The following is an 11,446-nucleotide window of genomic DNA, read 5'->3' as shown; positions in this document are numbered from 1 at the left end:
GCCATCGGCAAGGTTCCTCCCATCAGCAGATTGAACAACCTGCCTGGGCACTACATCTAGAAGAGCGCGAGCCGCAGCATCGTCACAAGCACGAGAGCGCCGGCGACGAGCGCGATGAGCCATGCCTGACGGCGCTGCTGATCGGCCCTCCGCGTGCGCAGCATGATGACCGCGAGCACCGCTCCGACCAGCAACCCGCCCACGTGCGACTGCCACGAGACGCCGGGGATCAGGAACCCGAGTGCCAGGTTGATCGCGATGATGACGACGAGCTGCACGTTGCGGCCGCCGAGGCGGCGCTGGATGACGAAGAAGGCACCGAGCAGGCCGAAGATCGCCCCCGAGGCGCCGACCACCACCGTCAGCGGCGCGAGCCAGAGCACGGCGACCGAGCCCCCGAGCGCCGACAGCACGTAGACGGCCGCGAAGCGAGCACGACCGATCAGGCTCTCGAGCAGTGGGCCGAGCACCCACAGCGAGTACATGTTGAACACGATGTGGAAGATTGAGCTGTCACTGTGCACGAGTGCCACCGTGAGCATGCGCCACGGCTCGATCGCCGTCAGCGGCGGGAAGTAGGCGAGCGCGCTCGTCACCGCACCCTGCGTCACCCACTGCAACGCGAACACCACGAGGGTCAGCGTCAGGATGCTGTAGCTCACGACGGGCACGCGGCTTCCGGGCCGGAACGCGCGCGCGATCGCGGAGGGACGCTTCGGGAGGGCAGCCCGTGCGGCCGCGATGCACTCCGGGCACTGCACGCCCACCGCCGCCGGAGTCTGGCACGCGGGGCAGATCGCGCGATCACAGCGCTGACAGCGCACCGCGCTCGGACGGTCGGGGTGCCGATAGCAGACCCGAGCATCCGCCCCGGGGCGCGGGGCGCCCGTCTGGGGATCGGTCACGCGACCTCGACGACCTCGATGCTCGAGATGACGACGTCGTCGAGCGGCTTGTCGTTGGCATTGGTCGGAACCGCCTCGATGGCCTTCACCACGGCCTTCGAGTCGTCGTCGGCGACGACGCCGAAGATCGTGTGGTTGCCGTTGAGCCACGGCGTCGGAACGGTCGTGATGAAGAACTGCGAGCCGTTCGTGCCGCGCCCGCCGCGCTTGCCGGCGTTCGCCATGGCGAGCAGGAAGGGCTCGGTGAACTGCAGCTCGGGGTGGATCTCGTCGTCGAATTCGTAGCCCGGGCCTCCGATGCCCTGCCCGAGCGGGTCGCCGCCCTGCAGCATGAAGTCGGTGATGATGCGGTGGAAGATGACGCCGTTGTAGAGCGGGTCGGTGGTCTTCTGGCCCGTGGCCGGGTGCGTCCACTCCTGCGTTCCGGTCGCGAGACCGACGAAGTTGCGAACGGTCTTCGGCGCGTGGTTGCCGAACAGGTTGACGACGATGTCGCCCTTGTTCGTGTGGATGGTGGCGACGGCGGTGTGGATCGACATGCGCCCATTCTGGCATGGAGCGCACTGGCCGGTTCCTGAGCATCGACGCGGTATCGGTTGGGTGCGGGCCGGGTTGGTGCCAGGATGGAGACTCCGCGGATCGCCGATGCAGGAGGACCACCATGGAACTGTCACGCAAGCGCCAGCGCGAACTGAAGAAGCTCCGGCGTCAGGCCGGAGACGTGTGGGACGAGCAGCGCGAGGTTCTCGAGCGCGCGGCGAGCATCCTGCGCGATGCGAGCCGCCAGGCCGCCTCCGTGGCCCGCGACGATGTCGCCCCACGCGTGCGCGACACCTACGAGAAGCGCATCGTGCCGAGCGTCGAAGCCGGCGTCGGCTCGGTGCGGCACGCCGCGACGGCGACGCGCGACCGTTTCGTCGACGACGTGCTGCCGGCGGTGACCGGGGCCCTGGGCTCGGCGATCGCCGTGCTCGACGTCGCTCGCGACAAGCGCGTGCGCGACGCCATCCGCCAGGTCTCGGCCTCGGGCCGCGATCTCGCCACCCGCGCCGGCCAGAAGGTCGGTCTCATCGAGGTCAAGCCCTCACCCGGCCCCGGTCGCTACATCCTCATCGGTCTCGGCGTCGTCGCGACGGCCGCGATCGCCTACGCCGCCTGGCAGACCCTGCGCACCGATGACGACCTGTGGGTCGAAGAGGTCGACCCCGACACCGAGGCGCCGTCGGCCTAGAGGTCGAGCACGAGCTCAGGGGTTCTCGAGCGCGAGACGCACGGGTAGAACACGCCGATCTCATCTTTGTCGGCGTCGGACATGACCGAGTCGAGATGCTCGGGCTCGCCCGCGAGCACGGGCGTCTCGCAGGTGCCGCACACACCGGTGCCGCACGAGGTCGCCACGGCGACGCCGGCCGACTGCAGGGCGACGAGGATGCTCTGCTCGGCCGGCACCTCCACCCGCAGCCCACTGCGCCGGGCCGTGACCACCACCGCCTCACGGTCGATGCCGGCTGCGCGGTCGACCGCCACGAAGCGTTCGATGTGGCAGCGCTCGCGGGGGGTCGCCGCTTCGACATCGTCGAGCAGAGCCGTGCTGCCGCACGCGTACACGTCTGCCGTCGTCGCCGCGATCTCGGCTGCGAGATCAGCGCGCTCACGCCGCTCGTCACTCGCGATGATGCGGACCCGGTCTCCATGGCGCTCCTCGAGCTCGCGCGCGAACGCCATCTCCGAGCGTGTGCGGCCGAGGTAGAGCAGTCGCCAGTCGCGCGTGGGCGGGAGGGCCTCGATCATCGCGCGGAGGGGAGTGATGCCGATGCCCCCGGCGATGAAGAGGTACTCGTGCGCGGCCTCGAGCGGGAAGGTGTTGCGCGGCCCGATCACCTCGAGCTCGTCGCCCACCTCGGCCCGGTCGTGCAGGTACGCGCTGCCGACGCCCGCCGGCTCCGCGCGCAGCACGGCGATGTCGATGTGCGCGCGATCGGCGGGATCGCTGCACAGCGAGTACTGGCGCTCGACGCCGACCGGTAGCCGCAGGGTCACGTGCGCCCCCGCGTACCAGGGCCCGAGGGGGCGGCCGTCGGCGCGCGCGAGGCGAACGCGCACGACGCCGTCGGCGACCGGGTGCTTGGCGATGATGCGCATCCTGGTCACGGTTAGCGGGTCGGCGGGGTTCGCCTCGGCGATCGATGGCACTGAGCCTTCGGAGAGGGATCGCATCGAGCCGTCGGCGGCCGTCGGGCGACTGCCCGCCCCCGCTCCGGTACGACGGCGGGCCATCACGATGCGCACGATGAGGGCGAGAACGGAGGCCGTGACGATCACGGTGGCGACCGCCTGGTACCAGCCCGCCCCCGCATCCGTGCCGGCGTAGGCGCCGTGGATGGCGACCGCGAGCACCGCGACGTAGCTGAGGTAGTGCACGGCCTTCCAGAAGCGCTGCGGCAATCGGTTCTTCGCGAGCGAGGTGAGCTGCACCGCGGCGAGCACGTAGAACGACAGGATGCCGAGCGCGACGGGCAGCGGCCGGTACTCGGCGACGAGGGGGATCAGCAGTTGATCGAGGGGCATCGCCAACCACGGGTCGAGCACGAGCGAGACCATGTGGATGAGGGTGAGCACGAGAGCAGTGCCGCCGAGGAACCGGTGCAGGTCCTGCAACCACGCGGGATTGTCGGCGCCCCGGAACACGCGGGTCGACAGCAGGATGCCCCACAGCACCGCCGCCGTCATGATCACCCAGGCGAGCACGGCGCTGGCCCGCGTCACGTACCACCAGAAGTGCGGATCGTTCATGCGTAGTCGCTCCAGTTCGATGTCGTGTGCTCGGCGCCGTCGGCGTCGATGAGCAGTGCTGCGGCCCCGCGCGTGGGGATCCACGCCAGGTAGTCGGCGACCGGCCGCAGGAATCCCGGCTTGGTCAGCACCTCGGCCCGTGCGGCCGTCGAGGCGATCACCGTCACGGTCTGGATGCTGGTGACCGCGCTGCGGGCCGTCGCCGGGTCGATGAGGTGGTGGCGTTCAGAGCCCGAGGCGGACATCCATCGCCGCTTGCGCTGGCTCGAGGTGGCGATGCCGCCGTCGAGAAGTCGGATGGTGGTGCGCACCGCGGGCGGGGCGAAGGGATCCTCGACCGCGATGCGCCAGGCGATGCCGTCGGGAGCCTGCCCCGCGACGCGGAGGTCGCCGCCGACGTCGATGAGGCAGCCGCGCACGCCCGCGGCGAGCAGATCGAGCGCGATGAGATCGGCGGCGAGACCCTTGCCGATGCCGCCGGGGTCGAGCGCGGTTCCCGACGGCACCGTGACCGTCAGGCCGTCGATGCGCATCGCGTCGAGGTCGGCGCGGGCCCGCGCCGACTCCGGGAGCACGGTCGATCGGCTCGGATCGAGCGTCGACCTCCCGTACCCTTCGGCGACGACCGCGGGCAGCAGCGTCGGGTCGAAGCCATGGTCGGTCTCGCGCCAGCCGTCGCGCATCGCGTCGAGCAGGGTGATGGTCTCGGCGGCGACCACCGTCGGGGCACCGAGAGCACCGGTCAGTCGAGCGAGGTCGCTGTCGACGACGAAGCGGCTCCAGCGCTGTTCGAGTCGGGCACCGAGGTCGCGCGCGCGATCGAGAGCGTGCTCGGGCGAATCCGGGCCGCCGGAGCCGGGGGCCGGGTCGTCGACCACGAGGCAGGCGCGGGCGGTGCCCCCCATCATCGTCCACGAGTTCTCGACGGTGCGTGCAGTCATAGCGGTGATGGACGGCAAGCGCGGTGACGACCGCGGCTCAGCCGCCGGACCCGGCGGTCGTGCCGTTCGCCGGCGGTGCCGGCTGCGCGGGGGCAGGCGGGGGCGCCGCCGGCGCGGCGGGGGCGGCGGGGGCGGCGGGGGCGGAGCTCGAGCGCGAGGCTGATGCGGTCGGAGCGGCGGGGGTCGCGGCGGCGACGACGATCTCGGGCAGCAGCGAGGGGTCGAGCACCCGCACGGCCTGACCGCGCGTCGCTGTCGAGCTCGCGGTGGCAGCGGCCGTCGCGGCAGCATCGACCTGCGCCTGCTGCTCGGCGGCCGCGGCAGAGAGCTGGAAGCCGGTGATCATGCCGATCATCGCGATCGCCGTGCCCGCGCCGGTGAGGGCGCGGGCGGCGGCGGCGGGGCGCTCGTTAGTCGTCATCGTCGGACTCGTCCTCGTGCTCGGCCTCGTACTCGTCGTCATGGTCGTCGTCCGACTCCTCGTACTGGTCATCGTCGTAGGACGACGGACTCGCCGAGGGTGCGGGTGCACCGCTGCCCGAGGGCGAGGCCGGCGAGGAGGTGCCGGTGAGCGAACCGCCCAGGGGCGTCGTCTTGGCAGCAGCAGCAGCGGCGGCGGCGACACGCTCGAGGTACTCCGCCGGAATGTCATTGCCCTTCGGGGCGACCGGCACGAGCACCGGGGTCGCGGTGCCGATGACCGACTCGGCGCTCGACGCCGTCGTGAGCATGGTCTGGTTGATCGCGTAGGCGCCGCCGGCCGAGCCGAGAACGGCGACGATCGACAGGGCGGTGATGATCTGTGTCTTCATGCTTCGACGCTAAGTCGCCGCGATTTCAGGGCGATCCGTCGAACATCCAAGATTCGTCCAAGATCGTCGTCCGAGCACCGGATGCCCGCCGCAGGTCGCGCGAGCGCGGCATGATGAGCGCATGCGGGTTCTCGTGATCGAAGACGACGACGCCGTCGCCGACGGCATCGTCGACGGCCTCGCCGACCGCGCCATCGGGGCGACCCGGGTGTCGACGGGCACGGCGGGGATCGCGGCGATCGCCGAGAGCCCGCCCGACCTCGTGGTGCTCGACCTCGGGCTGCCCGACATGGACGGCACGGAGGTCTGCCGCCGCATCCGCGCCGCGAGCTCGCTGCCCATCATCATCGTGAGTGCGCGCGATGATGAGGTCGATCGCGTCGTCGCTCTCGAGCTGGGGGCCGACGACTACATCGTCAAGCCGTTCGGCATGCGCGAGCTCGTCGCCCGCATCCACGCCATCGCGCGGCGCAGCGGCGGCGCCGACGGCCCGCGCGATGAGGCCTCCCCCTCACGTCTCGTGATCGACAGCCGAGCCCGTCGGGTTCTGCTCGACGGCGAGCCGGTGCACCTGACGCCGCGCGAGTTCGACGTGCTCGAGTACCTCGCGCGCGACCGCGGTGCGGTCTACCGCCGCACCGATATCCTGCGCGACGTGTGGGACACCACCTGGTTCGGCACCGCGAAGACCCTCGACGCGCACATCGCGGCTGTGCGGAAGAAGCTCGGCGACCCGGGCTGGATCGAGTCGGTGCGCGGCGTCGGCTTCCGACTCGGAGAACCCTGATGCGCTGGCGGTTCATGGGCATGGTCATGGTGATCACGGCCCTCGTTCTGGTGGTGCAGACGGTGCCGCTCGCCCAGTACTTGCGCACCGTCGAGCTCGATCGGCTGGTCACGGGTCTCGAACGGGATGCCTTCGTGCTCGCGGGTCGGGCGGAGGAAGCGCTGGAGTCGCTCGACCCCGCGGCGATCACCACCGTCGCCGAGGCGGCACAGGAGTACCGCGCCGCGGGGGGCGGACGGGTCGTGATCGTCGCAAGCGATGGCACCTCGCTCGTCACGAGCGACGACGACCAGGCGGCCGTGGGCGACGACTACTCGACACGACCGGAGATCGCCGAGGCCCTGCGCGGAACGATCTCCTCCGGATCGCGCTACTCGACCACACTGCAGCAGCAGCTCGTGTATGTCGCTGTGCCCGTGCTCAGCGGCGAGTCGATCATCGGGGCGGTGCGTCTGACCTATCCGGAGGCGGTCGTCGACGACGAGGTCGGAGAGCGATTGCAGGTCATCAGCCTCGTCGCGCTGCTGACCCTCATCATGGCGGGGATCGCCGGAATCGTCTTCTCGGGCACGGTTACGCGCCGCCTCACGCTCTTGACGTCCACGACGGAACGACTGGCGGGCGGAGACCTGACCGCGCGCGCCGACCCGGGCGCCGGAGGTGCCCCCGAGCTCGTGCGCCTCGGGCGGTCGTTCAACCGCATGGCCGATCGTCTCTCGGCTCTCATCGACGAGCAGCGCGCGTTCGCGGCCGATGCCTCCCACCAGCTGCGCACACCGCTGACAGCCCTGCGCCTCAAGCTCGAACGGGCGCGCGACCTCATCGAATCCGACCCGTCGGGCGCCGCCGACCGGCTCGCCGCGGCCGAGCATGAGGCCGACCGCCTGGTGACCATCGTCGAGGGGCTGCTCGCGCTGGGTCGCGCGGGAGCATCCATCGCCCCCGTCGTGACCGTCGACCTCGCCGTCATCGCCCGCGAACGGGTCGAGCAGTGGGAGCCGCTCGCGGCGGAGGGCGGGGTGTCGCTCACGGTCGACGGCCCGGCGTCTCTGCCGGTGCTCGCCGTGCCAACCGGTGTCGACCAGATGCTCGACAACATCATCGACAACGCCCTCGCCGTCTCGCCGCCCGGAGGCGCCGTGCGCGTGGTCGTCTCCGGGGGCGATCGTCCGTCGCTAAGCGTTCTCGATGAGGGGCCGGGGATGTCCGACGACGAGCTGGCACGCGCCTTCGACCGCTTCTGGCGCGGGACCAGCACGACGCCGGGCACGGGTCTGGGTCTGGCCATCGTCGCCGAGCTCGCGCGCGCGAGCGGCGCGGAGGTCGCCCTCGCGCGCCGCCACCCGCACGGCCTCATCGCCACGATCACCTTCGACCCGGTCTGAACCCTCGATGCGGGGAGCGCCTCCGGGGGCCGGGGCGACCTGGTCAGTGCTCGGCGTCGCTCACGAGCTTGAGGGCGACGACGCAGGCGACGATGCCGAGCACGAGCAGCAGCTTGATGACGGATGCCGTCTCGGCGCCGGTGATCATCGCCCAGACGATCGTGAGGCTCGCGCCCACGCCGACCCACACCGCGTAGGCGGTGCCCGTCGGAATCTCGCGCATGGCGAGAGCGAGTCCGCCCATGCTGAGTGCGAGCGCGACGAGGAAGACGATCGACGGCACGAGCTTGGTGAAGCCCTTGGATGCTCCGAGGGCGGTCGCCCAGACGGCTTCGAGCACGCCCGAGGCGAGCAGGATGATCCACGACATGAGGTCGACTCTCTGACCCGTCTTGTCGCTGTCCGGGTACGGGATGCCTCGTCCGGTGGCCCAGGAATGGGCACTGCGTGGAGCCTAGGAGAATCGAACTCCTGACCTCCTGCTTGCAAAGCAGGCGCTCTACCAATTGAGCTAAGGCCCCGAACCGCCCTCCACTCTACCGAACCGCGCCGAGCAGGTGGTGCCGGGTGGCCAGGTCGCTCGCGCGCTTGAGCGAACGGGCTGCTCGTGGTCGCGACGCGAAGCGAGACGACCACGCTCGTCTCGCGGAAGCGCCGTCACGCCGCAGGAGCGGCGGCGTGACAATAAATGGAGTGGGGATACGAGGACTTGAACCTCGGACCTCTTCGTTATCAGCGAAGCGCTCTAACCGCCTGAGCTATATCCCCGGGAGACCGGATACGACTGTACTGCATCCGGTGACCCTCTCCCAATTCGGGCGAGGGTGGGCTCAGTTGTTGGTGAAGCCGACGAGCAGGCCGCCCGTGAGGCGCACGCTGAGGTTGTAGAGCAGGGCGCTGATGGCTCCGATCGCGGTGCCGCCCACGATGTTGAGCAACGCGACGATGGTCGTGAAGAACATCACCTGGCCGAGCGAGAAGATCGCCGTGAAGCTGGTCGCTTCGTCACCGATGATGTCTGCGAGCACCGCGTCGACGTCTTGGATCACGCCGAGCGAGTTGAGCACGATCCAGGCGAAGAAGGTGGCGACGAGCAGCAGCACCGCACCGCAGATGGCGACGAGGAACGACAGCTTCACCGCCGACCAGAAGTCGATGTAGACGAGCTTGAGGCGAACCTGCTTCGTCGGGGTCTGGCGCTGCGACTTCCGCTGCAGCTTCTCGGCGACAGTACTCACTCGTTCTCGTCCTTTCCGACCTCGGCCGCGGGTGCGGTCTCGGTGGTGTCGGGGTTCTCGATGACGTCCGCGTCGGGATCAACGAGGTTGCGCTCGCTGTTCCGGGCGATCGCGATGATGCGGTCGTCGTCGTCGGGCCGAGCGAACACGACACCCATGGTGTCGCGGCCCTTGGCGGGCACCTCGGCCACCGAGGAGCGTACCACCTTGCCATTTTGCATGACCACGAGCACCTCGTCGTCGTCGGCGACGATGAGCCCGCCGGCCAGTGCTCCTCGGTCGTCACTGAGCTTGGCGACCTTGATGCCCAGGCCGCCGCGCTGCTGAACGCGGTACTGCTCGACCTCGGTGCGCTTGGCGTAGCCGCCCTCGGTGACGACGAACACGAAGCCGCGGTCGCCGACGACAGATGCCGACAGCAGCTCGTCGCCGGGGCGGAACTTCATGCCGGTGACACCGGAGGTCGAGCGCCCCATCGGCCGCAGGGCCGAGTCGTCGGCCGTGAAGCGCAGCGACATTCCTTGACGCGACACGAGCAGGATGTCGTCGGAGTCGTCGGCGAGCATGGCCGAGACGAGCTGGTCGCCCTCGCGCAGGTTGATGGCGATGATGCCGCCCGTGCGGTTGGTGTCGTACTCGGTCAGGGCGGTCTTCTTGACCAGGCCGTTGCGGGTGGCGAGCACGAGGTGCTGCGCCACCGAGTAGTCGCGGATGTCGAGGATCTGCGCGATCTCCTCATCCGGCTGGAGGGCGAGCAGGTTCGCGACGTGCTGGCCCTTCGCATCGCGGCCGGCCTCCTGCACCTCGTAGGCCTTGAGACGGTAGACCCGCCCCGTCGTGGTGAAGAACAGCAGCCAGTGGTGCGTAGTGGTCACGAAGAAGTGCTCGACCACGTCGTCGGCGCGTAGCTGTGCACCCTTGACGCCCTTGCCGCCGCGGTGCTGCGAGCGGTAGTTGTCGCTGCGGGTGCGCTTGATGTAGCCGCCGCGCGTGACGGTGACGACCATCTCCTCTTCGGGGATCAGGTCTTCGACGCTCATGTCGCCGTCGAAACCGAACATGATCTCGGTGCGGCGGTCGTCGCCGTACTTGTCGACGATCTCGGTGAGCTCGTCGGAGACGATGGTGCGCTGGCGCTCGGGGCTGGCGAGGATCGCCTGGTAGTCGGCGATGAGGCGCTCGAGCTCGTCCGCCTGATCCTGGATCTTCTGGCGTTCAAGCGCGGCGAGGCGGCGCAGCTGCAGGTTCAGGATGGCCGTCGCCTGCAGCTCGTCGACGTCGAGTAGCGCGATCAGTCCGTCACGGGCCTCCTCCACCGTGGGCGAGCGGCGGATCAGGGCGATGACCTCGTCAAGGGCATCCAGCGCCTTCAGGTAACCGCGCAGGATGTGGGCGTCGGCCTCGGCCTTCTTCAGGCGGAAGGCCGTGCGGCGCACGATGACCTCGATCTGGTGCGCCGTCCAGTAGGTGATGAAGCCGTCGATCGGGAGCGTGCGCGGCACGCCGTCGACGATCGCGAGCATGTTGGCGCCGAAGTTGTCTTGCAGCTGGGTGTGCTTGTACAGGTTGTTGAGCACGACCTTGGCGACCGCATCGCGTTTGAGCACGATCACGAGGCGCTGGCCCGTGCGGCCCGACGACTCGTCGCGGATGTCGGCGATGCCGCCGAGCTTGCCCTCTTTGACGAGGTCGGCGATCTTGATCGCCAGGTTGTCGGGGTTGACCTGGTACGGCAGCTCGGTGATGACGAGGCACGTGCGGTTCTGGATCTCTTCGACCGTCACGACCGCGCGCATCGTGATCGACCCGCGGCCCGTGCGGTAGGCGTCATGGATTCCCTTGACGCCGAGGATCTGCGCGCCGGTCGGGAAGTCGGGGCCCTTGACGCGTTGCAAGATCGCGTCGAGCAGGCTCTCGCGATCGGCGTCGGGGTTCTGCAGGTGCCAGAGGGCGGCGGAGGCGACCTCGCGCAGATTGTGGGGCGGGATGTTCGTGGCCATGCCGACGGCGATGCCGACCGAGCCGTTCACCAGCAGGTTCGGGAAGCGCGCGGGCAGGATGCTCGGCTCTTGCGTGCGGCCGTCGTAGTTGTCTTGGAAGTCGACGGTGTCTTCCTCGATGTCGCGCACCATCTCCATGGCGAGCGGAGCCATCTTGGTCTCGGTGTATCGCGGGGCGGCGGCACCGTCGTTGCCGGGCGACCCGAAGTTTCCCTGGCCAGCGGCCAGCGGGTAGCGCATCGACCACGGTTGCACGAGGCGGACGAGCGCGTCGTAGATCGCCGAGTCGCCGTGGGGGTGGAACTGGCCCATGACGTCACCGACGACGCGCGAGCACTTCGAGTAGGCCTTGTCGGGGCGGTAGCCTCCGTCGAACATCGCGTAGATCACACGGCGGTGCACGGGCTTGAGCCCGTCGCGCACGTCGGGCAGGGCGCGCCCGACGATGACGCTCATCGCGTAGTCGAGGTACGAGCGCTGCATCTCGAGCTGCAGGTCGACCTGGTTCACGCGGCCGCCCGGCCCGTAGTCGATGGGCTCGGTGCCCGGAGTGTCGTCTGCCATGGGGAACGTCCTTCAGTGGTG

General features: G+C 69.6%; 12 protein-coding genes, 2 tRNA genes and 1 riboswitch. Of the genes, 3 read left to right on the top strand and 11 right to left on the bottom strand.

Annotation, left to right across the window (positions count from 1 at the left end; all coding sequences use genetic code 11):
• Positions 1-56: 56 nt before the first annotated feature.
• Both ACTIE9_RS07730 and ACTIE9_RS07725 read right to left on the bottom strand, forming a co-directional pair.
• Positions 57-905: a rhomboid family intramembrane serine protease gene (locus ACTIE9_RS07730; protein ID WP_439565000.1), complete on the bottom strand. Its 849-nt coding sequence runs from the start codon at positions 903-905 to the stop codon at positions 57-59.
• Positions 902-1,444 carry a peptidylprolyl isomerase gene (locus ACTIE9_RS07725; RefSeq protein WP_439564999.1) on the bottom strand — a complete coding sequence of 181 codons (543 nt, stop codon included), beginning with the start codon at positions 1,442-1,444 and terminating at the stop codon, positions 902-904. The genes ACTIE9_RS07730 and ACTIE9_RS07725 overlap by 4 nt, the downstream gene beginning before the upstream one ends.
• 122 nt (positions 1,445-1,566) lie before the next feature.
• Here ACTIE9_RS07725 and ACTIE9_RS07720 point away from each other — a divergent pair, with 122 nt between their 5' ends.
• A complete protein-coding gene (locus ACTIE9_RS07720; protein ID WP_439564998.1) occupies positions 1,567-2,136 on the top strand; it encodes a hypothetical protein in 570 nt (189 codons plus the stop codon).
• On the opposite strand, the gene ACTIE9_RS07715 is transcribed toward ACTIE9_RS07720, so the two are convergent.
• From ACTIE9_RS07715 to ACTIE9_RS07700, 4 genes are read right to left on the bottom strand one after another with little or no spacing between them, the layout of a single operon-like run.
• Positions 2,133-3,698, bottom strand: a complete 1,566-nt coding sequence (locus tag ACTIE9_RS07715) for a 2Fe-2S iron-sulfur cluster-binding protein (RefSeq protein ID WP_439564997.1) — start codon at positions 3,696-3,698, stop codon at positions 2,133-2,135. The genes ACTIE9_RS07720 and ACTIE9_RS07715 overlap by 4 nt on opposite strands.
• Positions 3,695-4,639 (bottom strand): FAD:protein FMN transferase, encoded by a 945-nt coding sequence (locus ACTIE9_RS07710; RefSeq protein WP_439564996.1) that lies wholly within the window; start codon positions 4,637-4,639, stop codon positions 3,695-3,697. Before ACTIE9_RS07710 ends, ACTIE9_RS07715 begins: the two co-directional genes overlap by 4 nt.
• 37 nt (positions 4,640-4,676) lie before the next feature.
• The gene (locus ACTIE9_RS07705) at positions 4,677-5,060 is read right to left on the bottom strand and encodes a hypothetical protein (protein WP_439564995.1); all 384 of its coding nucleotides are present in this window, start codon (positions 5,058-5,060) and stop codon (positions 4,677-4,679) included.
• A complete protein-coding gene (locus ACTIE9_RS07700) occupies positions 5,050-5,451 on the bottom strand; it encodes a hypothetical protein (RefSeq protein ID WP_439564994.1) in 402 nt (133 codons plus the stop codon). The genes ACTIE9_RS07705 and ACTIE9_RS07700 overlap by 11 nt, the downstream gene beginning before the upstream one ends.
• Before the next feature lie 121 nt (positions 5,452-5,572).
• On the opposite strand from ACTIE9_RS07700, the gene ACTIE9_RS07695 reads away from it, so the two are divergent.
• Together ACTIE9_RS07695 and ACTIE9_RS07690 are read left to right on the top strand one after the other, a co-directional pair.
• Positions 5,573-6,238: a response regulator transcription factor gene (locus ACTIE9_RS07695; RefSeq protein ID WP_439564993.1), complete on the top strand. Its 666-nt coding sequence runs from the start codon at positions 5,573-5,575 to the stop codon at positions 6,236-6,238.
• Positions 6,238-7,623, top strand: a complete 1,386-nt coding sequence (locus ACTIE9_RS07690) for an ATP-binding protein (RefSeq protein ID WP_439564992.1) — start codon at positions 6,238-6,240, stop codon at positions 7,621-7,623. Before ACTIE9_RS07695 ends, ACTIE9_RS07690 begins: the two co-directional genes overlap by 1 nt.
• A 43-nt stretch (positions 7,624-7,666) precedes the next feature.
• Here ACTIE9_RS07690 and ACTIE9_RS07685 read toward each other — a convergent pair whose 3' ends face one another.
• The 5 genes from ACTIE9_RS07685 to gyrA form a co-directional block, all read right to left on the bottom strand.
• The gene (locus tag ACTIE9_RS07685; RefSeq protein WP_439564991.1) at positions 7,667-7,993 is read right to left on the bottom strand and encodes a DMT family transporter; all 327 of its coding nucleotides are present in this window, start codon (positions 7,991-7,993) and stop codon (positions 7,667-7,669) included.
• 11 nt (positions 7,994-8,004) lie between these two features.
• A riboswitch (guanidine-III (ykkC-III) riboswitch) is annotated at positions 8,005-8,070 on the bottom strand.
• Between the two features lies 1 nt (position 8,071).
• Positions 8,072-8,144 (bottom strand) — tRNA-Ala (locus tag ACTIE9_RS07680).
• A gap of 173 nt (positions 8,145-8,317) precedes the next feature.
• Positions 8,318-8,391: transfer RNA gene (locus tag ACTIE9_RS07675), tRNA-Ile, on the bottom strand.
• Positions 8,392-8,453: 62 nt separating this feature from the next.
• Positions 8,454-8,861: a DUF3566 domain-containing protein gene (locus tag ACTIE9_RS07670; RefSeq protein ID WP_439564990.1), complete on the bottom strand. Its 408-nt coding sequence runs from the start codon at positions 8,859-8,861 to the stop codon at positions 8,454-8,456.
• Positions 8,858-11,425 carry a DNA gyrase subunit A gene (gene gyrA, locus ACTIE9_RS07665; protein ID WP_439564989.1) on the bottom strand — a complete coding sequence of 856 codons (2,568 nt, stop codon included), beginning with the start codon at positions 11,423-11,425 and terminating at the stop codon, positions 8,858-8,860. Before gyrA ends, ACTIE9_RS07670 begins: the two co-directional genes overlap by 4 nt.
• Positions 11,426-11,446: the final 21 nt, after the last annotated feature.

This window comes from Microcella sp. (assembly GCF_051860105.1).
Classification (GTDB): Bacteria; Actinomycetota; Actinomycetes; order Actinomycetales; family Microbacteriaceae; genus Microcella.
The sequence above is the reverse complement of the archived record's forward strand: the minus strand, read 5'-3'. Positions and strand labels throughout refer to the sequence as shown.

What these genes read in the sequence shown, in the direction of transcription:
- ACTIE9_RS07715 (WP_439564997.1), bottom strand. Translation starts at nt 3,698, where the DNA reads ATGAACGATCCGCACTTCTGGTGGTACGTGACGCGGGCCAGCGCCGTG.
- ACTIE9_RS07720 (WP_439564998.1), top strand. Translation starts at nt 1,567, where the DNA reads ATGGAACTGTCACGCAAGCGCCAGCGCGAACTGAAGAAGCTCCGGCGT.
- ACTIE9_RS07685 (WP_439564991.1), bottom strand. Translation starts at nt 7,993, where the DNA reads ATGTCGTGGATCATCCTGCTCGCCTCGGGCGTGCTCGAAGCCGTCTGG.
- ACTIE9_RS07695 (WP_439564993.1), top strand. Translation starts at nt 5,573, where the DNA reads ATGCGGGTTCTCGTGATCGAAGACGACGACGCCGTCGCCGACGGCATC.
- ACTIE9_RS07725 (WP_439564999.1), bottom strand. Translation starts at nt 1,444, where the DNA reads ATGTCGATCCACACCGCCGTCGCCACCATCCACACGAACAAGGGCGAC.
- ACTIE9_RS07700 (WP_439564994.1), bottom strand. Translation starts at nt 5,451, where the DNA reads ATGAAGACACAGATCATCACCGCCCTGTCGATCGTCGCCGTTCTCGGC.
- ACTIE9_RS07705 (WP_439564995.1), bottom strand. Translation starts at nt 5,060, where the DNA reads ATGACGACTAACGAGCGCCCCGCCGCCGCCGCCCGCGCCCTCACCGGC.
- gyrA (WP_439564989.1), bottom strand. Translation starts at nt 11,425, where the DNA reads ATGGCAGACGACACTCCGGGCACCGAGCCCATCGACTACGGGCCGGGC.
- ACTIE9_RS07710 (WP_439564996.1), bottom strand. Translation starts at nt 4,639, where the DNA reads ATGACTGCACGCACCGTCGAGAACTCGTGGACGATGATGGGGGGCACC.
- ACTIE9_RS07690 (WP_439564992.1), top strand. Translation starts at nt 6,238, where the DNA reads ATGCGCTGGCGGTTCATGGGCATGGTCATGGTGATCACGGCCCTCGTT.